Source organism: Haloarcula sp. H-GB4 (assembly GCF_030848575.1).
Classification (GTDB): Archaea; Halobacteriota; Halobacteria; order Halobacteriales; family Haloarculaceae; genus Haloarcula.
The window spans coordinates 989,373-1,010,734 of the sequence record NZ_JAVDDX010000002.1 but is presented as its reverse complement, the minus strand read 5'-3'; the positions used below and the strand labels follow the sequence as shown (position 1 = coordinate 1,010,734).

The 21,362-nt window shown below is 62.8% G+C and carries 18 protein-coding genes and 1 tRNA gene; 13 read left to right on the top strand and 6 right to left on the bottom strand.

Going from position 1 to position 21,362, the window contains the following annotated elements:
* The first annotated feature begins 236 nt into the window (after positions 1-236).
* From RBH20_RS13755 to RBH20_RS13730, 6 genes are all read left to right on the top strand, one after another.
* Complete coding sequence (locus tag RBH20_RS13755; RefSeq protein WP_306709529.1) at positions 237-665, top strand: 30S ribosomal protein S12; 429 nt, start codon at positions 237-239, stop codon at positions 663-665.
* 2 nt (positions 666-667) lie between these two features.
* Entirely contained in the window at positions 668-1,288 is a 621-nt protein-coding gene (locus tag RBH20_RS13750) for a 30S ribosomal protein S7 (RefSeq protein ID WP_306709527.1), read from the top strand.
* Positions 1,289-1,337: 49 nt separating this feature from the next.
* Positions 1,338-2,714: a PQQ-dependent sugar dehydrogenase gene (locus RBH20_RS13745; RefSeq protein WP_306709525.1), complete on the top strand. Its 1,377-nt coding sequence runs from the start codon at positions 1,338-1,340 to the stop codon at positions 2,712-2,714.
* A 74-nt stretch (positions 2,715-2,788) separates the two neighbouring features.
* Entirely contained in the window at positions 2,789-3,367 is a 579-nt protein-coding gene (locus RBH20_RS13740; RefSeq protein WP_306709523.1) for a biotin transporter BioY, read from the top strand.
* Entirely contained in the window at positions 3,367-4,071 is a 705-nt protein-coding gene (locus RBH20_RS13735) for an energy-coupling factor ABC transporter ATP-binding protein (RefSeq protein WP_306709521.1), read from the top strand. The genes RBH20_RS13740 and RBH20_RS13735 overlap by 1 nt, the downstream gene beginning before the upstream one ends.
* Entirely contained in the window at positions 4,065-4,775 is a 711-nt protein-coding gene (locus tag RBH20_RS13730; protein ID WP_306709519.1) for an energy-coupling factor transporter transmembrane protein EcfT, read from the top strand. Before RBH20_RS13735 ends, RBH20_RS13730 begins: the two co-directional genes overlap by 7 nt.
* A 48-nt stretch (positions 4,776-4,823) precedes the next feature.
* Here the strand turns inward: RBH20_RS13730 and RBH20_RS13725 are convergent, their stop codons facing one another.
* The 3 genes from RBH20_RS13725 to RBH20_RS13715 form a co-directional block, all read right to left on the bottom strand.
* On the bottom strand, positions 4,824-7,922 hold the full coding sequence (locus RBH20_RS13725) for a PAS domain S-box protein (RefSeq protein WP_306709517.1): 3,099 nt from the start codon (positions 7,920-7,922) through the stop codon (positions 4,824-4,826).
* Positions 7,923-8,075: 153 nt separating this feature from the next.
* Positions 8,076-8,870: a DUF5781 family protein gene (locus RBH20_RS13720; RefSeq protein ID WP_306709516.1), complete on the bottom strand. Its 795-nt coding sequence runs from the start codon at positions 8,868-8,870 to the stop codon at positions 8,076-8,078.
* Between the two features lie 66 nt (positions 8,871-8,936).
* On the bottom strand, positions 8,937-10,130 hold the full coding sequence (locus tag RBH20_RS13715; protein ID WP_306709514.1) for a PLP-dependent aspartate aminotransferase family protein: 1,194 nt from the start codon (positions 10,128-10,130) through the stop codon (positions 8,937-8,939).
* A 203-nt stretch (positions 10,131-10,333) separates the two neighbouring features.
* Here RBH20_RS13715 and RBH20_RS13710 point away from each other — a divergent pair, with 203 nt between their 5' ends.
* Positions 10,334-12,520 carry an elongation factor EF-2 gene (locus tag RBH20_RS13710; RefSeq protein WP_058994061.1) on the top strand — a complete coding sequence of 729 codons (2,187 nt, stop codon included), beginning with the start codon at positions 10,334-10,336 and terminating at the stop codon, positions 12,518-12,520.
* Between the two features lie 201 nt (positions 12,521-12,721).
* On the opposite strand, the gene RBH20_RS13705 is transcribed toward RBH20_RS13710, so the two are convergent.
* Positions 12,722-13,777 carry a peptidase gene (locus RBH20_RS13705; RefSeq protein WP_306710465.1) on the bottom strand — a complete coding sequence of 352 codons (1,056 nt, stop codon included), beginning with the start codon at positions 13,775-13,777 and terminating at the stop codon, positions 12,722-12,724.
* Between the two features lie 153 nt (positions 13,778-13,930).
* Here RBH20_RS13705 and RBH20_RS13700 point away from each other — a divergent pair, with 153 nt between their 5' ends.
* The 6 genes from RBH20_RS13700 (at position 13,931) to RBH20_RS13675 (ending at position 17,771) form a co-directional block, all read left to right on the top strand.
* Positions 13,931-14,152: a hypothetical protein gene (locus RBH20_RS13700; RefSeq protein ID WP_306709510.1), complete on the top strand. Its 222-nt coding sequence runs from the start codon at positions 13,931-13,933 to the stop codon at positions 14,150-14,152.
* A 79-nt stretch (positions 14,153-14,231) separates the two neighbouring features.
* Complete coding sequence (locus tag RBH20_RS13695; RefSeq protein ID WP_306709508.1) at positions 14,232-14,765, top strand: amino acid-binding protein; 534 nt, start codon at positions 14,232-14,234, stop codon at positions 14,763-14,765.
* Complete coding sequence (locus RBH20_RS13690) at positions 14,762-15,706, top strand: homoserine dehydrogenase (RefSeq protein WP_306709506.1); 945 nt, start codon at positions 14,762-14,764, stop codon at positions 15,704-15,706. The genes RBH20_RS13695 and RBH20_RS13690 overlap by 4 nt, the downstream gene beginning before the upstream one ends.
* A gap of 274 nt (positions 15,707-15,980) precedes the next feature.
* A complete protein-coding gene (tuf, locus tag RBH20_RS13685; protein ID WP_005537153.1) occupies positions 15,981-17,246 on the top strand; it encodes a translation elongation factor EF-1 subunit alpha in 1,266 nt (421 codons plus the stop codon).
* 3 nt (positions 17,247-17,249) lie between these two features.
* Positions 17,250-17,561, top strand: coding sequence for a 30S ribosomal protein S10 (gene rpsJ, locus RBH20_RS13680; protein ID WP_004590697.1), 312 nt, complete (start codon positions 17,250-17,252; stop codon positions 17,559-17,561).
* Positions 17,562-17,699: 138 nt separating this feature from the next.
* Positions 17,700-17,771 (top strand) — tRNA-Ala (locus tag RBH20_RS13675).
* Positions 17,772-18,034: 263 nt separating this feature from the next.
* Here RBH20_RS13675 and RBH20_RS13670 read toward each other — a convergent pair.
* Both RBH20_RS13670 and RBH20_RS13665 read right to left on the bottom strand, forming a co-directional pair.
* Positions 18,035-19,339 carry a cohesin domain-containing protein gene (locus RBH20_RS13670; RefSeq protein ID WP_306709501.1) on the bottom strand — a complete coding sequence of 435 codons (1,305 nt, stop codon included), beginning with the start codon at positions 19,337-19,339 and terminating at the stop codon, positions 18,035-18,037.
* Positions 19,336-21,183, bottom strand: a complete 1,848-nt coding sequence (locus tag RBH20_RS13665) for a DNRLRE domain-containing protein (RefSeq protein ID WP_306709499.1) — start codon at positions 21,181-21,183, stop codon at positions 19,336-19,338. Before RBH20_RS13665 ends, RBH20_RS13670 begins: the two co-directional genes overlap by 4 nt.
* Between the last annotated feature and the right edge of the window lie 179 nt (positions 21,184-21,362).

The following is a 21,362-nucleotide window of genomic DNA, read 5'->3' as shown; positions in this document are numbered from 1 at the left end:
GCGGGGTCGACGTCGCAGAGCGCGGATTCTCGACAGATGGTAGCGTGTTGCGTTGAGCGTCATACCCCGACGGAAACATCGTGTTGACCGCTTCTTTCCCGTTGTCGTGTCCCTTCCCTCGCGCTATCTACCGCACTTTTGACCCGTCTATGGCACAGAACGCCACACACGCCAACGCTACCGGCTGAGTCCGAAAGAGGAGTCTTAAGTACCTCCGAAAGGTACCAGTGCCTACTATGGCGAACGGCAAGTACGCCGCGCGCAAGCTCAAGAAGGACCGCCAGCAGCACCGGTGGTCCGACACTGACTACGCGCGTCGCGAACGCGGCCTGGGCAAGAAGTCCGACCCGCTCGAGGGTGCGCCCCAGGGACGAGGTATTGTACTGGAAAAAGTCGGAATCGAGGCTAAGCAGCCGAACTCCGCTATCCGGAAGTGTGTCCGCGTCCAGCTCATCAAGAACGGTAAGCAGGTCACCGCGTTCTGTCCCGGTGACGGCGCTATCTCTTTCATTGACGAGCACGACGAGGTCACGATCGCGGGTATCGGCGGGGCGAAGGGCCGCGCGATGGGCGACCTCTCCGGTGTTAACTACAAGGTCGAGAAGGTCAACGGTGTCTCCCTTATTGAACTCGTTCGCGGGAACGCGGAGAAACCGGTCCGATAACCATGAGTGCAGAAGACACACCCGAAGCTGACGCTGACGCGGCTGAGGAAAGCGAGTCGGAGACGGCCCGCGCGAAGCTGTTCGGCGAGTGGGAAATCACGGACATCGAGTACTCCGACCCCTCGACCGAGCGCTACATCACTGTCACGCCGATCGCCCACACGATGGGGCGACACGCGGACAAGCAGTTCAAGAAAAGCGAGATCAGCATCGTCGAGCGGCTGGTCAACCGCCTGATGCAGACTGACGAGAACACGGGCAAGAAACAGCTTGCGACCTCCATCGTCACCGAGGCGTTCGAAATCGTTCACGAGCGCACCGACGAGAACCCGATTCAGGTGCTCGTCAGTGCTGTCGAGAACAGCGCCCCCCGAGAGGAGACCGTCCGCCTGAAATACGGTGGTATCTCGGTCCCGAAGGCCGTCGACGTCGCGCCACAGCGCCGCGTCGACCAGGCCCTGAAGTTCCTCGCTGAGGGCGTCTACGGTGGCTCGTTCAAGACCACCACGAGTGCCGCCGAATCGCTCGCACAGCAGCTCATCGGTGCTGCTAACGACGACGTCCAGACCTACGCCGTCAACCAGAAAGAAGAGAAAGAACGCGTCGCGGCTGCCGCTCGCTAACTCGGCTGTCTCCGACATCTTTATTCTTCCATACTCGGCAGAGAAATCTATGCGAAACCCCTGCCGTGACGCCCGCTCCCGCCGCCAGTATCTCGCCGCGCTTGGCGGTATCGGAGCGACTGTACTGGCCGGCTGTCGCGGTGAGTCCGGGACACAGACGGAGCCCCCGGACCCGACGACTACAACGGCGGCAGGCCCGACCCGGGCGCTGGAGCGCTACGACGTATCCCTCAGCCACGAGCGTACCCAGTCTCCCGACACCGACTGGACGGCTCCGACCACGTCGCCGGCTGACACGCCGCTCGCCACCGAACCACTCATAGAAGACCTCGAAATCCCGTGGGACCTCTCGTTTGCCGCGGACGGAACGCTGTTTCTCACCGAACGGGTCGGACGCGTCCTCTCGTTCGTGGACGGCAGCGTTCGAACAGTCACTGAACCGGCCGAGGTCATCGACGCGGAATCAAGCGACGACAGCTGGTGGGTCACCGGCGGTGAGGGCGGCACGCTCGGCGTCGCCGCACACCCAACCTATCCCGATCCGCCGGTGGTGTACGTCTACTACACGACAATGACCGCCGACGACGTACGGGTCAATCGGGTCGTCGCGATGGACGTGTCGGCCGAGGACCCGGCTGCCACGGAGTCAGTCCTCATCGGCGACATTCCCGGGAGCAAGATACACAACGGCGGGCGGCTCACGTTCGGCCCCGAGAACTATCTCTGGATTACGACGGGGGACGCGGGCGACGGCGAACTGTCTGCCGACACCGACTCGCTCGGCGGGAAGGTCCTCCGCGTGACGCCTGCGGGCAACCCTGCGCCCGGGAACCCAAATCTGGGCGGAGACCCGCGGGTGTTCACCTACGGCCACCGGAACCCACAGGGACTGGCCTGGCTCCCCGACGGGACGCTCGTCGCCTCCGAGCACGGCCCGACCGGACGGGACGAACTCAACCGTCTCGAAGCTGGGGGCTACTACGGCTGGCCCGACACTCGCAAGCACGCGGAGTACCTCGATGCTGACCCCGAGGTCCGGCGGCCGCTCGCCAACACGGGCAACACTGGCGGGTGGGCACCCGCCGGCTCGCTGTTTTACACCGGCGATGCTGTGCCCTTGCTCCGGAACCGACTGCTCACCGGTGGCCTGAAGGGTCAGAAACTCCTCATGACGACGCTAACACCGGCCGGTGCGGACCTGCCACCGGGTGCCGACGCCGAGGTGTACGACGCGGACTGGACCGACGACGCCTACACCGCGACGACCCACTCTCTGCTGGCCGACGAACTCGGTCGGATTCGCCACGTTGAGCAGGGCCCAGACGGCGGGCTGTACCTCGTCACGTCGAACCGCGACGGGCGGGCTGGCGACGGATTCCCGCGAGAGCGTGACGACGTACTCGTGCGCGTCACGCCCGCCGAGTGAACGACGCGGGCGGCCAGCGGAAACGCGCTCCGTGAACCACTGGCTATATTTCAGTTGACGAGAGAGGGAGACCCATGGCAACAGAGCAATCTGTCGACCTCGTTGATGACGACACTGTGGGCTTGTTCACGAAGGCGGTGCTGCTCGCGGCGCTGACCGCGGCGCTCGCACAGATATCTATCCCGCTCCCGGGGACGCTACCGCCGTTCTCGCTACAGCCCTTCGGGATGTTCTTCGCCGGCCTGCTGTTGGGGCCGCTGTGGGGCGGCGTCGCCCTGCTGTTGTACGTGCTTGTCGGTATTGCCGGCGCTCCGGTATTCTCGAACGCGAACGCGGGTCTGGGCTACGTCATTGCCGGGCAGGGGACCGGCGGCTTCCTTGTTGGCTTCCTCGTCGGTGCGGTCGTTGCCGGCGCCATCGCGCACCGGAGCATAGCGCCGAAACCGGTCGTGAACCTCTCTGTCCCGGTGCAGGTCGTCGCGCTCACCGCGGCGGTTGCCGTCGTGTATGCTATCGGCATCCCGTGGATGTCATTCGTAACTGGCCTACCACTCACTCGCGCCGCCGCTGTGATGGCTCCGTATATCCCGCTTGACCTCCTGAAGCTCGGTATCGCGATCGCCATCGTGCAGGGTGGGTACCTCGGCGATTGATGATCGAGGTCAGCAACCTGCGCTATCGGTACGGCGATGTCGATGTCCTCGACGGGGTGACGCTGTCGATACCTGCTGGCCAGTACTGTCTGCTCGCCGGGCCCAATGGGAGCGGTAAGACGACGCTTGTCCGGCATTTCAACGCCTTACTGGCCCCCGACGCCGGAACGGTCACTGTCGACGGAACAGACGTGACGGACGACCCCGTCGTCGCCCGGACGCGCATCGGGATGGTGTTCCAGCACCCACGCGACCAGTTCGTCGCTGCGACCGTAGCGGCTGACGTGGCCTTCGGCCCGGAGAACCTCGGGCTCGACAGGACAGAGATCGACCGCCGGGTCGAGACGGCGCTCGACGCTGTCGACCTCGGTGGTGCCGCCGAGAGCCGTATCGACGCTCTCTCCGGCGGTGAGCAGGCCCGCGTCGCCATCGCCGGCGCACTCGCTATGGAGCCGGATTACCTCGTGCTCGACGAACCGCTCGTCGGACTCGACTGGCCGGCGAGGAAGTCAGTGCTTGACCACCTCGACGCGCTGGTCGCTGATGGCACGGGTGTCATCATCGTCACGCACGATCTCCGGGACCTCCACGAGCGGGCCGACCGCGTCGTCGCGCTGCACGAGGGGCAGGTCGTTCTCGATGCGTCGCCAGCCGAAGCGCTCGACACCCTCCCGGACCTCGGCATCCGAGACCCGCGATGTTGAGCTACCGACCCGGCACGACGTTTGCGCATCGGCTGGACCCACGGTCGAAGCTGCTGGTCCAGTTCGGGCTCGCTATTGCCGCGGTCGCTCACCCCACGCTCCCATGGCTTCTCGGGACGCTCGCATTCGCACTGGGTACCCTCGCGGCGGCGCGGCTCTCGCCACTGGCCGTTTTGCACTCGTATCGGGTCGTCCTCGCAGTGCTGGCGCTGGCCCCGTTCGTCGCCGGCGTGGCGCTTGGCCCACCGTGGTTTCGGATCGACCCGGCGCTCCGCTCTGCCTTGCACGTCGGGCGTGTCCTCCCGGTGTTGCTCGTCAGCGCCGCCTACCTCACGTCGACGCCGGTCCGGGACACGCGGGCGGCGGTCCAGCGTCTGATACCCGGGAAGCCCGGCCAGATTCTCGGCATCGGGATGGCGCTTGTCGTCCGGTTATTCCCGCTGGTGCTCGCTGACGTTCGAGAGGTGCGCGACGCGATCCACGCCCGTGGCGGCGAGGCCCGCCCGCTCCGGGACCGCGTTCGGCTGCTTGCCGTCCGGTCACTGGAACGGACGCTCGACCGCTCAGACCGGCTCTCGGTCGCCCTGCGGGCCCGCTGTTTCGCCTGGAACCCGACGCTTCCGCCGCTCACATTCGACCGTCGTGACTACCCGGTACTGGCCCTCGGCATCGCGCTGGCGGTGTCGCCGCTTGTCCCGGTCTAGCCAGTCGCTTGCGTACGACTGAGTACAACTGATGGCTTCGCTACGCTATTACTCCACGATATCGACACCGGTAATCTCGAACCGTGCGCCGCCCTCGCTACTCTCGTCGATAGTCACCGTCCAGTCGTGGGCATCGGCGATCTCCGCGACGATCCAGAGCCCAAATCCGGTTCCAGCGTCCGATGTCGAGTAGCCTGTTTCGAACACGCGTGACCGGTTTTCCTCGTCGATACCCTCGCCGTCGTCCTCGACATAGAAGCCATCGTCAAGTTCTCCGATGGTGACTGCCACGTCGTCGCTGCCGTGCTCCACGCTGTTACTGAACAGGTTCTCAAGCAGTTGTTCCAATCGACTCCTGTCGGCACGAACAACGGCGTCCGTCTCGACAGTGAGGTTGGCGTCGCTGGTTTCGACGTTGTGCCAGCACTGTTCGGCCGCGTCCGTGAGCGCCACTACGCCGCCGTCAACCGGCGACTGCTCATCGCGTGCGGTCGCGAGCAGGTCGTCGATGAGCGTTCGCATCCGTTCGAGCGCGTCACTGGCGCTGTCGAGGTGTTCGCTATCGTACTCCTGCTGGGCCAGTTCGATGCGCCCCTCGGCGACTGACAGCGGATTCCTGAGGTCGTGGCTGACGATGCTAGTGAACTCTTCGAGGCGTTCGTTCGTCTCTTCCAGTTCCTGCTCGCGGCGCTTACGCTCAGTGATGTCCCGGTCAATACCGATTGCTCGGACCGGTGTCCCGTCGCTGTCGGATTCGACGCGCCCCTTCGCCTCTATCCAGCGGACCTCGCCGTCACAGATGATCCGGAATTCGGCTTCATACGTCCCGCTTTCGGCTGCCGACTCAATGCGGGCCGCCACGTCTGCCTGGTCCTCTGGATGGACCAGCGGTAAAAACTCGTCCAGCGACTCGATGTCAGTGTCGTACAGTGTCTCGGACCCGGGGTAGTACGATAGGTCGCCGGACTCGAACTCGCGGTCCCAGACGACCGCATTGGTGGTCTCCAGCGCGATCTCCATCCGTTCGCGTGCACCCTCAAGTTCACGCTCCCGGAGCTTTCGGTCAGTGATATCCTGAACCGAGCCCCGGAGCTTGACAACGTCGCCGTTCTCGGTGACCGGTTCACACAGTGTTCGGACCCACCGGTACGTGTCGTCGTCCTCGATGCGCACCTCCATGTCGTACCCTTCGGTCGTTTCTATTGCTCGATGGAACTCAGCCATGATCGTTTCTCTGTCGTCGGGATGGTACAGATCGACGAGAGATTCGATGCTCATCTCCGCCTCCGGTGTCAAGCCGTGTAGTCGGTAGAACTCGCCTGTCGCCGTCAACTCCGGTGGGTCAGTCGTCACGTCTATCTCCCAGCCGCCGACACTCGCGATCCGCTGGGCCTGATCGAGAAGCTCCTTCGTCCGCGTAAGCTCCTGTTCACGTGCCTTCCGTTCGGTGATATCTCGGCCGATGCCGGCCAGCATCGGATTCCCGTCAGGGTCCTCGACACGGGTCGCCGTGAACTCGTGGGGAATCCGGTCCCCGGATTTCGCAACAAACGGTATCTCCACGCGGGTGGTTCCGCCCTCGAACACCGATTCGATAGCGGCCGCAACGAGGTCTCGATACTCCTCCGGGAAGAACTCGGTTCCGTGGGTCCCAGCTACTTCCGCGGCCGAGTAGCCGGTCACGTTCAGCAGACTCTCGTTCCAGCGCCGGAAGCGGCCGTCGCTGTCGAGGACGTAGAACACGTCGTCGATGGCATCCAGCATATCGTCCGTGTACTCTTTGTACCGCTCGAGGCGCTGCTCGCGCTGTTGGCGTTCGAGTTCATAGCTCACCCACTGCGTTGCGAGATGGACAAACGTCTTTTCTTCCTCCGTGAACGGTGTCTCGCGGTGCGCCCGGTCAACGAAACAGAGCGTCCCTGAATGTGCGTCACGGACACGGACCTCGCCGCTGATGTACGTCTCGTATTCCCAGCGTTCGTATGCCGGGTCCGAGGCCCACCCCTCTTCGGGTGCCTCCGCGATTGCCATGATGCTCCCTGTATCGATCATCTTCCGGCAGTACGACTGTGACAGTGGCGTGACAGTTCCCGGCTTGAGTCGGTCATCGCTTCCGCTCGCATAGCGGATGGTGAACTCATCGCGGTCAATATCATTCGAGGACAGGAACGCGCTAGCGGTCCCAAGACGCTCCCGGCCTAGGTCCAGGACTGCCTGTATCTTCTCTTCGAACGAGGCGTCGGCGTCGGCGCTGATCTCGTAGAGTGTCCGGAGCGTCTGGTTGTGCTCCGCGAGCTGGTTCTTTGTGGCTTCGAGCTCGCGCTCGCGGTTCCGCCGCTCGGTGATGTCACGAGCGAATCCGGCCACACGAACTATCTCACCGGCGTCGTTCGTGATCGGCTCGCCCTGTATCCAGACCCAGCGCTGATATTCTTCTGCTGCGTTGACACGGCATTCGACATCGGCCGACTCGCCATCCATGAGGCTCTGCATCGTGTCTTTCATCAGTTCACGGTCCTCGGGGTGGATCCCGTTCAGGAAGTCGTGGGGGTTCTCCCGGAGCTTGGCAACTGACCGGCCCCAGATATCCTCGTAGGCGGAGTTGATCACGAGCAGTTCACTCAGGTCGGCGGTGAACTCCCAGAGGATATCATGAGTCGCCTCAGTGAGTTCACGGACGCGGCGTTCTGACTCGGCGGCCTGTCGCTTCGCGCGGTACTCAGAGACCGCGTTTTCGATGCGGTTGGCCAGCAGTTCGTACACCTCGACACCGAACGACTTCTGTAGATAGTCGGTTACACCCATCGAGATGGCTTCGCTGGCTACCTCTTCACTCCCTTTGCCGGTGAACAGAATGAACGGTAGATCCGGGTTTGTCTCCCGAATCGAATCGAGCAGTTCGACGCCGTTCATCTTCGGCATATCGTAGTCGGAGACGACAGCGTCGAATCCCTTCTGGGCGAGCCGGTCAAGCCCGTCTCGTGCGCTGGTCGCGGTTTCGACGGAGATTCGATCGTCCGCGGCCTCTAGGGAATCCGCTGCGACGGCCACGAAGTCGGGATCGTCGTCGATGTGTAATACCCGGATCCGTTCGCCGACGACATCGGTTTCGCCGTCGAGATGCCGGCCGCGAAGCGCCTCAGTCATGGTCAACTAGTTCACAAGTCCACGCAAAAACAGTTCTGCCGGCTAATCTACATTCGCGCATGAGCGAAGCCTGCAGTCGACGGCAACGAGGCCATCGCCTGCGTGTGACAACACCGATCGTCAGTGAATCAGACAGCACTAGCGCATTCGGCTTCAGTCTGCTGCGCGGCCGCCGCCGCCAGCGTACGCGCGAGTCACGTCGACGAGCGCCTTCCGAAACTCGGACTCGTCCGGCTCGGGCGCGAGTGCTGCGAAGTGGTGCTTGAACTCCGCGAGGTCGATCGATTCGGCGTCTTGGGCCGCGGCGTGGGCGAGGTCGTACAGCCGGTGGTCCGTCTCGACTAGGTCGTGGCGCTCACACAGCGCAAGGGCGAACGCCGCGTTGACGGCTGTGATATCCGGGTCTGCAGCTGGTGTCAGCCGTGCGGCCGGTTCGCCTAGATGTCGCACTCGAGTCGGCGATGCCGAGCGGTCCCATGTCGGTGGGTCGTCGGGCCGGTCCGCGACGGCAGCCGCGAGGCTGGCTTCCAGAAACGGCACCAGTTTGTCGCCGGGCACCACCGGCATCCAGATGTCGTCGGCGTAGACGTCTTTCATGTGGTTGGCGATCTGGTAACAGTGCGTGAGCTTTCGCTGTTCGACCGAGCGCCCCGCCAATGCGAGGTAGATGGCTTCCCGCGTCGATTGTGTGTGTGACGGATGTCCGCGTTCGTGGTGGTGCATGTGCGCGTATTCGTGTAACGCCAGTTCGCGGGCCATCGCGCTCGTCGCGGCTTGACGGGAGATTGTCAGCCTGTGAGCGTCATCGCTGTGGCTGACGCGGGTACGCTCGTCAGGGTCCTCCCGGACCCGGACAGTCACTGGTCGTTTCAGGTCGTGTTCCGTCGAGAAGAGGTCCCTCGCTCCGAGAAACGGTTCGGCCGGCCCACCCTGCACGTGCACATCCATGTGTCACATTCTCATGGGCCACAGAGCTATTAATCCACGGGTGGGGGCAGGGTTCGCACGCAGTGCTCAGGACTCAAGCGCCGCGAAACCGCGCTCCAGGTCGGCCCGGAGGTCCTCGACGTCCTCGATCCCCACCGAAAGGCGGATGAGCGTATCAGAGATGCCGAGATCGTTCCGTGCCGCCGGTGAGAGCGGTTCGTGCGTCATCGCCGCCGGAAGCTCCGCCAGACTTTCGACGCCGCCAAGGCTGACTGCCAGCGTCACCGTCTCTAACGCTTCGAGGAAGCGCTTTGCGTCGGCCATGTCTCCGGTCAGTTCGAACGAGAGCACGCCGCCAAAGCCCTGCATCTGCTCGCGAGCGAGGTCGTGCTGCGGGTGGATCTCTAACCCCGGGTAGTGGACTGTCTCGACGCGTTCGTGGTCCTCGAGGTACTGCGCGAGGGCCATGGCGTTGTTCTCGTGGCGAGTCATCCGGACGCCCAGCGTTTTGATGCCCCGCGAGATGAGATAGCTGTCGAACGGGGCGAGCATATTCCCGAGCGCGATCTGCTGGCGGAACTCGACCCGCTCGGCGACCTCGGGGTCGTCGGTAATCAGCGCGCCGCCGACAGCATCGCTGTGGCCGTTGAGGTACTTCGTTGTGCTGTGGACCACGAGGTCTGCACCGAGTGACAGTGGCTGTTGGAAGTACGGACTTGCGAAAGTGTTGTCGACGCCGACCGTCGCGTCGTAGTCGGCAGCGACGGCCGCAATCGCGTCGATGTCACACAGTCTGATACCCGGGTTCGTCGGAGTCTCGACCCAGACTAGTTCTGTTGCCGGTGTCATCGCGGCCGCTACAGCGTCGACATCGGTCGCATCGACGAACTCCACGTCGACCCCAAGCTGATCCCGGAACAGCGTTTCGAACATTCGCCGCGTGCCCGCGTACAGGTCATCAAACGCAACGACGTGGTCACCCGGCTCGACCAGTGAGAACACTGCTGTCGCAACGGCTGCCGTCCCCGAGCTGAACGCATAGGCCCGATCTCCGCCCTCGAGCGCGGCTAACTCCTGTTCGAGGCCGTGTCGGGTCGGGTTCGACAGTCGCGAGTAGAGGAACTCTCCTTCCCCCGGGTCGATGTCCTCTAGAGAAAGGTCCGTGTCGAGCCCGGCCAGTTCGTAGGTCGAGGAGAGGTGTATCGGGAGCGTGACATCCCCTACTGCTGACGCCGTCTCAGTATCGACTGCGACCGTGTCTATGTGTGGCTGTCGAGTCATACGCTCCCGTCCGCTGGCTGGCGCTAATACCTTTGCAATCATTACTCATCTGCCTGCAAATAATTATAATCGCTGAGCATACGCCTTTAGCTATCGACGGGTCGGAATGCCAGACCATGCCACGCGAACGGCCGAATTTCGAGCGGTCACGGCCGTAGTGAAACACTATCCTTTTGACCCTGCTGTTGATAGAAAGCTGTATAATGGGCCGACGTAAGAAAATCGTCCAAGAATGTGAGACACTGATGGACGATCCGGAGCACATCCGGAACATCGCCATCGCTGCTCACGTCGATCACGGAAAGACGACACTGACAGACAATCTGCTGGCTGGTGCCGGCATGATTTCCGACGACACCGCCGGCGAACAGCTGGCGATGGACACCGAAGAAGACGAACAGGAACGTGGGATCACCATCGACGCGGCTAACGTTTCGATGACCCACGAGTACGAGGACCAGAACCACCTCATCAATCTTATCGACACCCCCGGCCACGTCGACTTCGGTGGCGACGTGACCCGTGCGATGCGTGCCGTCGACGGCGCGCTGGTGGTCGTCGACGCCGTCGAGGGCGCGATGCCCCAGACCGAGACGGTGCTCCGGCAGGCGCTCCGTGAGGGCGTCAAGCCGACGCTGTTCATCAACAAGGTCGACCGCCTGATCTCCGAACTTCAGGAAGGCCCCGAAGAGATGCAGAAGCGCCTGCTCGCGGTCATCCAGGACGTTAACGACCTTATCCGCGGCATGACCGAGGAGATGGACGACATCGAGGACTGGACGGTCTCTGTCGAGGAAGGGACTGTCGGCTTCGGCTCCGCGCTGTACAAGTGGGGTGTCTCGATGCCGTCGATGCAGCGCACCGGCATGGACTTCGGCGAAATCATGGAGCTTGAGCGCAACGACAACCGCCAAGAACTCCACGAGCGTACGCCGCTGTCCGACGTGGTGCTCGACATGGTGTGTGAGCACTTCCCCAACCCTGTCGACGCCCAGCCGATGCGCGTTCCGCGTATCTGGCGTGGCGACGCCGAATCCCAGCTCGCCGAGGACATGGCGATGGTCAACGAGGACGGCGAAGTCGTCCTGATGGTTACTGACATCGGTGTCGACCCTCACGCCGGCGAGATCGCCGCCGGTCGTGTCTTCTCCGGCACGCTGGAGAAGGGTCAGGAGCTGTACGTCTCCGGAACCGCGGGCAAGAACCGGATCCAGAGCGTCGGTATCTACATGGGTGGCGAGCGCGAGGAAGTCGAGCACGTTCCCGCCGGGAATATCGCCGCCGTCACGGGCCTCAAGGACGCCATCGCTGGCTCCACTGTCTCAAGCGAAGAGATGACGCCGTTCGAGTCCATCGAGCACATCTCGGAGCCGGTCATCACGAAGTCCGTCGAGGCACAGAACATGGACGACCTGCCGAAGCTCATCGAGACGCTCCAACAGGTCGCGAAGGAAGACCCGACCATCCAGGTCGAAATTAACGAGGACACCGGCGAGCACCTCATCTCCGGCCAGGGTGAGCTTCACCTGGAAGTCATCGGTCAGCGTATCGAGCGCAACCAGGGCATCCCGATCAACACCGGTGAGCCGATTGTTGTCTACCGCGAGGCCCCGCAGGAAGACAGCCGCGAAGTCGAAGGTCGGTCGCCGAACAACCACAACCGCTTCTACATCAGCATCGAGCCGCTCGGCGAGGACATCGTCGAGACAATCAAGATGGGCGAAGCGTCGATGGACATGCCAGAACTGGAGCGCCGTGAAGCGCTGCAGGAGGCCGGCATGGACAAGGACGACTCCCAGAATATCGAGCACATCCACGGGACCAACATCCTGCTCGACGAGACGAAGGGTATCCAGCACCTCAACGAGACGATGGAGCTCGTCATCGAAGGTCTCGAAGAAGCCCTCGACGACGGGCCGCTCGCGTCCGAGCCGGTACAGGGGTCGCTCATCCGTCTCCACGACGCTCGCCTCCACGAGGACGCCATCCACCGCGGTCCGGCCCAGGTTATCCCGGCTGTCCGCGAGGCCGTGCACAACTCCCTCATTGACGCCAGTATCAAGCTGCTGGAGCCGATTCAGCAGGTCCGCATCGACGTGCCCAACGACCACATGGGCGCTGCGAGCGGCGAGATTCAGGGCCGCCGTGGCCGCGTCGACGACATGTACCAGGAAGGCGACCTGATGGTCGTCGAAGGCGTCGCCCCAGTTGACGAGATGATCGGCTTCTCCTCGGACATCCGCTCCGCCACTGAGGGCCGTGCCTCCTGGAACACCGAGAACGCTGGCTTCCAGGTCCTTGCCGACAACCTTCAGCCTGACAAGATCAGCGAGATCCGCGAGCGCAAGGGGATGAAGCAGGAACTGAACCCGGCCATCGACTACTTCTAAGTACCTTTTTACGTCACCCCCTCTCCTCGCGCGCTCATAGAGCGCGCTGCGGGGAGCGGGTTCGTAAAAATCCACGCTAAAAACGACCTCCGAGTCGCGTTCTACGAACGCGCTCGGAGTGAAACCGCGCTCCCTCCGCTCGCGCGGTATGCGTGTCACCTCCGCTCCGTCTGATTTTGTTGCGTTCGAACTTGTCTTCCGCTACTGTGCTTCTGTCTGCGCCCGCAATCGGTCTATTCGGTTCCCTAGCGGCGGCGATTTCGAGAGCGGGTTCGCGAGTCGCCGTCGGGGCGGCTCCATGTCGTGGATGTCGGCGTACCGTTCGAGGGCATCTGCGACGGTATCCGGGCCAACGCGCTCGGCCGCGTAGTCGTCGGCTGTCCGGACACCGCGGCGAGTGACCCATTGACTGACGACGATGAGTCCGAGACTCACACCGACGAGGGGCCACAGCGGGCCGATGTCGGCCAGTGCCACGAACACCGGGACCAGCGCGATGAGCAGGCCGCCGATGAGTCGAGCACGCACACGGGCCTCCTGACGGCCAGCCTGAACTGCGAGCAGGGCCGTTGCCATCTCGTTGTCAAACGCGTCGAGGAACGTGCTCGTCACGAACAGGCGACGGTAGCCTGGGGCTCCGCGGACAATCACGTTCGCGGTTCCTTCCTGCTCTGTATCCAACACCCGAACGTCGCGGACGGTCAGTCCCGCGCGCTCTCTGAGTCGGTCTAGTGTTTCCGCTGTCTGGTCGTCCGGATCATCTACCGACCGCACTAGCGGGATGAACCACGGGGAAATGATCTGTACGCCGACACCGAAAGCGGCAACGAGAGCCAACAGTGCAACTGACGACAGTCCGGACTCAAGCGGTGCGACGACGACAGTCACCAGCAGAGTGATTCCAAGGATGTACCGACCCATCCGGATGACCGCCTGACTGGTCGAGAGTTTGATATCCCGAACGCTGCGGATGCCCGGGACAGCCGGCGCGTAGGCAGCCAGCCCGACGATGCCAGCGGCGAGCAGTTCGGCGAACGTCGCCAGCACCGCTCCAACGACTCCGGTCTGTCCGCCGGCAATCAAATGGCCGAGTCCGAATAACAGAAAGATGACGTACGACAGCAGCGTGAACGGGAGAACGATGCCGAGGAACAACTGCCGGTATCTAGCGACGGGATTCGAGAGTCGTTGTGCGACTGCACTCCCGAGTGCACCGATGCCCGCTCCGATGACGGCGAAAAGCCCGAAGACGAGCAACGCTCCGCCTATCGACACTGATGCAGTTTGGAGGGCGTACACATGCGAATCGCTCTGTCCTTAGGCAAAAAAACGTAGCGTTCAGGTGTCTGTGTCCGTCACGAGTACCGGCTGTGCCCCACGTTTAGGTCTACTGGCGTTGAACGGCTTGACATGAGTGACCGCTTGCATCAGATTGTGGACCTTCTCGTGGCTGCTGTCATCGCCGGTACGTCGACGCTCATCTGGAGTTTCGTCCTCCCGACGGGGCTGGCGTTGACACTTGCGGGAATGTTCGCAGCGATGTACTACTTCTCACGTAACCCCTGGGGATCGACTCGCGGCGAGGCGTACAACGAGTGGATCGACGACCTGTACGACCGCTTTCTGCCCTGAGACCAAACGAACGGTTTCTTATACGTGCCCCTGCTGAGTCATCCACAATGAGCCGAGATACTCAGGAGGTGAGCGGGCGATGAGCGACTCGACCGACGAGGTACGGTCCTACACAGTTCGGCTGGAACTGGTCGACGAACCGGGCGAACTGCTGCGGGCGCTCGAGCCCATCGCCAACAACGGCGGGAACCTCCTCTCTATCTTCCACGAGCGGGGGAACGTGACCCCGCGGGGACACATCCCCGTGGAGGTCGACCTGGAGGCGTCCCCCGATCGGTTCGACGGAATCGTCGATGCACTCCGGGACGCGGGCATCAACGTCATTCAGGCCGGGGCCGAGCAGTACAGCGAGGCGCTGACGATCATTCTTACCGGCCACCTCGTCAACACCGACCTCTCTGATACGCTCTCGCGGATTCACAAATCGACGGACGCGACCGTAACCGATCTCTCGCTGTCGGCACCCGAGGGCACGGACGATGCCTCCAGCGCGCGCATCCGACTGGCGACGGAGGAAGGGGCGGTCGATGAGACGATGGCCGCCATTCGTGCTGTTGCTGACGAGAAGGGACTCCACGTCATCGAACCGCTCGCCGCGGGAGGTGAGGCATGAGACTCGCCGTTATCGGAGCCGGCGCCGTCGGCTCCTCTGTCGCCGAACTGGCGAGCGATCACGGCCACTCGGTCACCGCGTTCGCTGACTCCAGTAGCGCCGTCGTCGATAGCGCCGGTATCGACACTGCTGCAGTGCTTGACCGGAAGCGAACCGACGGCGTGGTCGGGAACGATGCACCCGAGGACGCGCTTTCGGCCGAGTACGACGTGCTTGTCGAGGCGACGCCGACGACGCTCGGTGACGCCGAACCCGGCTTCGGCCATATCCAAGCCGCGCTCGAGCGGGACCGCCACGCTGTGCTGGCGAACAAAGGTCCGGTCGCCGAGCGGTACGCCGACGTTCGTGCGCTGGAACGCGAAAGCGAGGGGAACGTGCTGTTCGAGGCGACTGTCGGTGGTGCGATGCCGGTCCTCTCGACCATCGATGACTTTGACCCGAGCCATATCACTGCCGTCCGCGGGGTGCTCAACGGCACGGCGAACTTCATCCTCTCGCGGATGGCGACCGAGGGCCTCGATTACGAGCACGTCCTCGCGGAAGCGCAGGATCTGGGCGTCGCCGAGGCCGACCCGACCTTCGATGTGGATGGGACTGACGCAGCGCTGAAAGGCGTCATCATCGCGAACGTCCTGTCAGACGATGAAACGGAGTACACGCTCGACGACGCTGAAGTGACTGGGATTCAGGAAATCTCCGGCAGCGCGCTCGAACTCGCGCGGGCGGACGGTCGGACCGTCCGGCTTATCGCCGAGGTCGTTCAGGGGTCCGTCCGTGTCGGCCCGCGGCTCGTTCCGGACAACGCGCCGCTTGCCGTCTCCGGGACCCGGAATATTGCCCAGCTAGAGACTGAACACGCCGGCCAGCTCAACATCTCCGGCCGCGGTGCTGGCGGGCCGGAGACGGCGAGCGCGGTACTCGCTGATATCGGTCGACTGTAACGGGATAGCAGAATTTCCAGCGCGACCACATTGCCCTCTGCATTCGCAGTCTTTCACAGCTACTAGTCTGCTTGCCACTCCAAAAGACAGTAATTCGGCTGTGACTGCTGGTATCGGTTGTTTCTCTGCCCAAGCTATCAGGTGCCATACTACCATGCCATGGAGTGCCGAATCGCAAGAAAGCGACGGCCTGACGCTTACACGCTTTCGAAATCGTTTTATGAACCACCAGCTAATAAACCCGATACAGCGCCTCTGCGCGTGAGAGATAACAATGAGCGACGAACAACACCAGAACCTGGCCATTATCGGCCACGTCGACCACGGGAAGAGCACGCTCGTCGGCCGACTCCTGTACGAGACAGGATCGGTACCGGAGCACGTCATCGAACAGCACAAGGAAGAAGCCGAGGAGAAGGGCAAGGGCGGCTTCGAGTTCGCCTACGTCATGGATAACCTCGCCGAAGAGCGTGAGCGTGGTGTCACCATCGACATCGCCCACCAGGAATTCAGCACTGACGCCTACGATTTCACCATCGTGGACTGTCCTGGTCACCGCGACTTCGTGAAGAACATGATTACCGGCGCGTCCCAGGCAGACAACGCTGTCCTGGTCGTCGCCGCCGACGACGGTGTCCAGCCGCAGACTCAGGAGCACGTGTTCCTGGCCCGCACCCTGGGCATCGGCGAACTCGTCGTCGGTGTCAACAAGATGGACCTCGTCGACTACGGCGAGTCTGAGTACAAGCAGGTCGTCGAAGAGGTCAAGGATCTCCTCACGCAGGTCCGCTTCGACCCTGACAACGCCAAGTTCATTCCGCTCTCGGCGTTCGAAGGCGACAATGTCGCCGAGGAATCCGAGAACACGGACTGGTACGACGGCGAAATCCTGCTGGAAGCACTCAACAACCTGCCGGCTCCGGAGCCGCCGACGGACGCGCCGCTCCGACTGCCGATTCAGGACGTCTACACCATCTCCGGTATCGGGACGGTCCCGGTTGGCCGTGTCGAGACGGGTATCCTGAACACCGGCGACAACGTCAGCTTCCAGCCGTCTGATGTCTCCGGTGAAGTGAAGACCGTCGAGATGCACCACGAGGAAGTCCCGAAGGCCGAGCCCGGTGACAACGTCGGGTTCAACGTCCGTGGCGTCGGCAAGGACGACATCCGACGCGGTGACGTCTGTGGTCCGGCTGACGACCCGCCATCGGTCGCCGAGACCTTCCAGGCCCAGATCGTCGTGATGCAGCACCCGTCCGTCATCACCGAGGGTTACACGCCGGTCTTCCACGCTCACACGGCACAGGTCGCCTGTACCGTCGAGTCCATCGACAAGAAGATCGACCCGTCCTCCGGTGAGGTCGCCGAGGAGAACCCCGACTTCATCCAGAACGGGGACGCCGCCGTCGTGACGGTCCGCCCACAGAAGCCACTCAGCATCGAGCCGTCCTCCGAGATCCCGGAGCTCGGATCGTTCGCTATCCGCGACATGGGTCAGACCATCGCCGCCGGCAAAGTCCTCAGCGTCAACGAGCGATAACGTATGTCCCAGCAGGCACGCGTTCGGCTCGCGGGCACAAGCCCCGAGGACCTTGACGACATCTGCGCGGACGTGCGGGAGATAGCGAACAAGACCGGTGTCGAACTCTCCGGTCCGGTTCCGCTCCCAACCAAGACGCTGGAGGTTCCCAGCCGCAAATCCCCCGACGGTGAGGGGACTGCGACGTGGGAACACTGGGAGATGCGCGTCCACAAGCGGCTCATCGATATCGACGCCGACGAACGGGCACTGCGCCAACTGATGCGCATCCAGGTTCCCAACGACGTCTCCATCGAGATCGTCCTCGAGGACTGATCCCCGAGGGCTGTCGCTTCGCGACAGCGTCGGTGTGCCACCCGTCCGAACCGCTGGCCGGGACAGTGTGAATCGCTATCGAAGGCCGCTCTCACGCGCAGGGTTTTTATAACTCCGCGTTCGAGTGGCAGACCACGCGGGCTCGTAGATCAGTGGCAGATCGCTTCCTTCGCAAGGAAGAGGCCCCGGGTTCAAATCCCGGCGAGTCCATACCAGATTTTCGTCATGTAGAATTCGATGGAGCAGCGACAGCGTCACACTTGGCGTACTGCGAACTTCGAGCTGATCACATATCGTTGCTGTTGCGGGTACGCGGCCCTCTCACCCTATCTGCATGGTCGTCTGGTATTTTCTCGTAGGAATGTTCTCCGCAAAAACCGGCTGTCGTAACACCCGCTTCCGGGCTGAGCTTTTCACCGTGTAGACTGTGGTCGAAACGACTGGCTATCTGTAGCCGTGGCGGCCGTCGTGAGTCACTGCTTCCCGTCCCGTCGATGGCCGAGCCAGCCAAGCAATAGCGATAGCGAGACGACAACGGCGGTGAGACTGAAGCCGGGGCCAGAGCCGTCCGTTGTTGCCGTCTGCGTATCCGAAACGGGCGTTGTCGTGCTGGTCCCGGTGTCCGAGGCTGTCGTCTGTGCAGCAGTCTGCGATGCGGTGGCCGTCTCGGTGTCGGTTACAGTGGCCGACGCTGTCGAACCTGGCGTCGATGATACGGTCCTAGCTGCTGTCTCAGTCATGGTCTCGTTTCCGGCTGAATTCGTCGTCCCATTCGTAGTACTGTTTGCCGCTCGAACGGTTACGTTACCCACACTGGTTGTGTTGAGTTTCACGGCGTGGACACCAGATGTATTGAACCGGACTGTGAGGTTCACCTGCCGCTGTTCTCCGTCCGGGACCTCAACGCTCGCATTCCTCCCAGTCACTGTTCCGTTATCATAGATACGCGCTTCGAACGTCCCGTCCCTGTCACCGGCATTCTCGATGGTTCCGGACACCATGACCGACTGTTCAGGCGCGACCGATGTTCTGTTGAGCGACGTGTTTATGACTGAGAACGATGGTTCAGGTGGGGAGACAGCACCGCCTCCGCCCCCACTGTCGTTGTCATCATCATCGTCGCTATCGCTGCTACCGCCGTCGTTGCTGCTATCAGACCCGTCAGTACCGTTTCCATCTTCGCCGCCATCAGTGTCGGTCACTGCTTCCGTAGCCGTTGCCGTGTCCGTTTCTGACGGTGTCGCGGTGTCTGTCGGAGTCGCCGAACCATTGTCGACACGTAGCTCAATACTGTTGAACGCTTCAGGTGCGACAGTCTCGCCGTCGCTGTTCGACAGTTTCGTGTCCGCTTCGACGAAGGCGAGCTGTGTAGTCCCGGTCGCATCCGCCGGGACTGTGAGGGTGATTTCGGCGAGAACTGGGTCGTCTGTCTCCTCGGACCGAAGCTGGTTGAACGCGACCCAGCCGGCCTCGTTGTTCACGTTCGTGACGGGGCTGTCAAAGTCGTCGCTGCCGGCAACGCTGTCAATCTCCGCGATGGTGGGGTCAAACGTGACGTTGGTCTGGTAGCCACGCACTGCTGTTGTGTTGGCCCAGACCCGCACGGTGACTGTTTCACCGGGCGCAACGGAGATCGCGTCGTCGGGCGCTCCCGAAACTGTGTCACCGAGCGAAATCGCGCTTGCAGATCCCGGTGCCAGTGTGGCGACCGCCACCGGGAGCGTTCCGACTACGACCGTCAGGGCAACGGCGATAACAAGCGTTCGGCTGGCTCTCATTGGTCCCCTCCCGCCAAGTTCTGGGCGGCAACGGCATCGCCGATGTCGACATCACCGTCGCCGTCGATGTCTGCCGCATCCCGGTCGATATCACTGTCCTCGCCGGCGACCGACCGCTGGATCCGGTCTACGTCGCCAGTGTCAACGTCACCGTCGCCGTCGGCATCGCCGGCCACGGTTTCTCCGGGGGTGTAGCTGACGGTCAGCGTTGGTGGTCTGTCGCTGTCGGCGCTCTGGATATCCCAGCCGTCGCTTCCGAGCGGACGAAACACCCATCCTGCGTTCTGTGCACCGTTTGCCCATGCCTCCACACTCGCTGTCACATCAATCGAAGTCTCACCTGTCTCTACCGCATCGGTTCGTGTGACCGCATCGGCGACGGCCTGGGACCCGTCCGCCTGGATGCCGCCGTCCAGCGACGCCCACGTTGAATCGGCGCTCCAGTCTGTTCGCAGTCGGTGGACGGCTGCGCCATCACCCTTGTCCGATGTTTCCAGCGCTACAGTGGCCTGTTTCACGTCCGATCCGGGCGGTATCTGCCCGCCGTCTGTACCGATGATACCATCGAACCGGAGGAGTGCCTGCGTGCTACTGCCCGAGCCCTCCGGGCCGCCGCCGCTGATAGACAGCGTCTCAGCAGTGCTGTAGCTCGCCTCTGGATCGGCAGCGCGTATCACCGTGTCAGTCGTCCCGCTGTAGCCATCGGTCCGTTGCTGGAATGTCGCCGTCGGTCCGTCTGGCGTCTCGGGTGTTGCCGTTGGTTCCGGTGTCTTGGACGACGAACCGAACCGGGCGTCAAAGTCGAGGTCGAACCCGAACTGCGAGTCGTCGTCGGTCTGTTCCTCGTCTGTGCTCGGCGAGGATGTCCGGACCTGGATCCGGTCCGGGGCGTCAGAACCGTCCCCCGGACGGAACTCGATGCGGCGAAGCAGACCATGCCCGCCGTCGTTTCGGAACTGGTAGTTCGCAAGCAGCTCGTACACTGCTGTGCCGTCGCCGTTTGTCGACACCTGATGGGCCTCCCCGCCGCTCTTGCCCGCCCCATCGTGCCAGTGGCCACAGAGAATCATGAATATCTGACCGTTTGGGGAGACGAGGTCTTCCCAGACGGTCTGACCCGTATTGCCGACCTCGCTCGCTTCCTGCAACTCTCGGGTCCGTCGCTGTGGCTCGTCGCGGAGATACGAGTGCGTCGTAAGTATCGTTGCCCGGTTCGGATACTGGTCGAGGACGCTCTGAGCCCAGCCCAGCGTTGTCGACGGGTCGCCCACCGTTCCCGGCGGCTCCCACTCTAAGGCGAGATGGAGGAAGTCGTAGCCGCCGGCAGAAAACAGTTGGTAGGTGCTGAGGTTGTCTCGATCTTCGTCGCCGTTGGTCGGGCCTGCCCCGCCGAACCAGTCCCGGCCATCGTACCGCGACGGGCCGAAATACTCCCGATACTTGGCAATAGAGGAATTCCGGTCCCACAGTGTCGCGTAGTCGTGATTACCCGTCACGGTAGCGTATGGGACCACTCCATCGAGCGTGGACATGGCCGCATCCATGTACTGCCACTCCGCGTCGTCGTCGCCGTGGTCGACCACATCGCCTTCGTGGCTGACGAACGCGATGTTCTCCGCGTCCGCGTTGTCGGCGATCCACTGCGTCTGATCCTTGGCGTAGGGCGTCCCCTCTTTGGCGTACACCTGCGTGTCCGGCAGTGCGACAACCGTCCAGTAGTCTGACTGCTGGCCGGTGCTGACAGTGGTTCCCAGCGCGGTGAGACTCACGCCAGCACCGATGCCTTTGAGCACCCTTCGTCTGGTCGTCGTGGCCGACCGTTCGAACCTGTCGCTATTGTCCATACGCACACCCGGCACAGATCCTGCGGTGAGTCAGGGTGCAACCCGACTGCTTCCTTATGATCCATCCGTTGTCTCGCCCGCCACGATGGGACTCTCGCGTCTGCCATCGGTCGGCCGTCTCGGCATATAATCGATACATTGCTAGGCTCTCGAACACAGACCCGTTCGCTGAACGGCGA

What these genes read in the sequence shown, in the direction of transcription:
- RBH20_RS13755 (WP_306709529.1), top strand. Translation starts at nt 237, where the DNA reads ATGGCGAACGGCAAGTACGCCGCGCGCAAGCTCAAGAAGGACCGCCAG.
- RBH20_RS13750 (WP_306709527.1), top strand. Translation starts at nt 668, where the DNA reads ATGAGTGCAGAAGACACACCCGAAGCTGACGCTGACGCGGCTGAGGAA.
- RBH20_RS13745 (WP_306709525.1), top strand. Translation starts at nt 1,338, where the DNA reads ATGCGAAACCCCTGCCGTGACGCCCGCTCCCGCCGCCAGTATCTCGCC.
- RBH20_RS13740 (WP_306709523.1), top strand. Translation starts at nt 2,789, where the DNA reads ATGGCAACAGAGCAATCTGTCGACCTCGTTGATGACGACACTGTGGGC.
- RBH20_RS13735 (WP_306709521.1), top strand. Translation starts at nt 3,367, where the DNA reads ATGATCGAGGTCAGCAACCTGCGCTATCGGTACGGCGATGTCGATGTC.
- RBH20_RS13730 (WP_306709519.1), top strand. Translation starts at nt 4,065, where the DNA reads ATGTTGAGCTACCGACCCGGCACGACGTTTGCGCATCGGCTGGACCCA.
- RBH20_RS13725 (WP_306709517.1), bottom strand. Translation starts at nt 7,922, where the DNA reads ATGACTGAGGCGCTTCGCGGCCGGCATCTCGACGGCGAAACCGATGTC.
- RBH20_RS13720 (WP_306709516.1), bottom strand. Translation starts at nt 8,870, where the DNA reads ATGGATGTGCACGTGCAGGGTGGGCCGGCCGAACCGTTTCTCGGAGCG.
- RBH20_RS13715 (WP_306709514.1), bottom strand. Translation starts at nt 10,130, where the DNA reads ATGACTCGACAGCCACACATAGACACGGTCGCAGTCGATACTGAGACG.
- RBH20_RS13710 (WP_058994061.1), top strand. Translation starts at nt 10,334, where the DNA reads ATGGGCCGACGTAAGAAAATCGTCCAAGAATGTGAGACACTGATGGAC.
- RBH20_RS13700 (WP_306709510.1), top strand. Translation starts at nt 13,931, where the DNA reads ATGAGTGACCGCTTGCATCAGATTGTGGACCTTCTCGTGGCTGCTGTC.
- RBH20_RS13695 (WP_306709508.1), top strand. Translation starts at nt 14,232, where the DNA reads ATGAGCGACTCGACCGACGAGGTACGGTCCTACACAGTTCGGCTGGAA.
- RBH20_RS13690 (WP_306709506.1), top strand. Translation starts at nt 14,762, where the DNA reads ATGAGACTCGCCGTTATCGGAGCCGGCGCCGTCGGCTCCTCTGTCGCC.
- tuf (WP_005537153.1), top strand. Translation starts at nt 15,981, where the DNA reads ATGAGCGACGAACAACACCAGAACCTGGCCATTATCGGCCACGTCGAC.
- rpsJ (WP_004590697.1), top strand. Translation starts at nt 17,250, where the DNA reads ATGTCCCAGCAGGCACGCGTTCGGCTCGCGGGCACAAGCCCCGAGGAC.
- RBH20_RS13670 (WP_306709501.1), bottom strand. Translation starts at nt 19,339, where the DNA reads ATGAGAGCCAGCCGAACGCTTGTTATCGCCGTTGCCCTGACGGTCGTA.
- RBH20_RS13665 (WP_306709499.1), bottom strand. Translation starts at nt 21,183, where the DNA reads ATGGACAATAGCGACAGGTTCGAACGGTCGGCCACGACGACCAGACGA.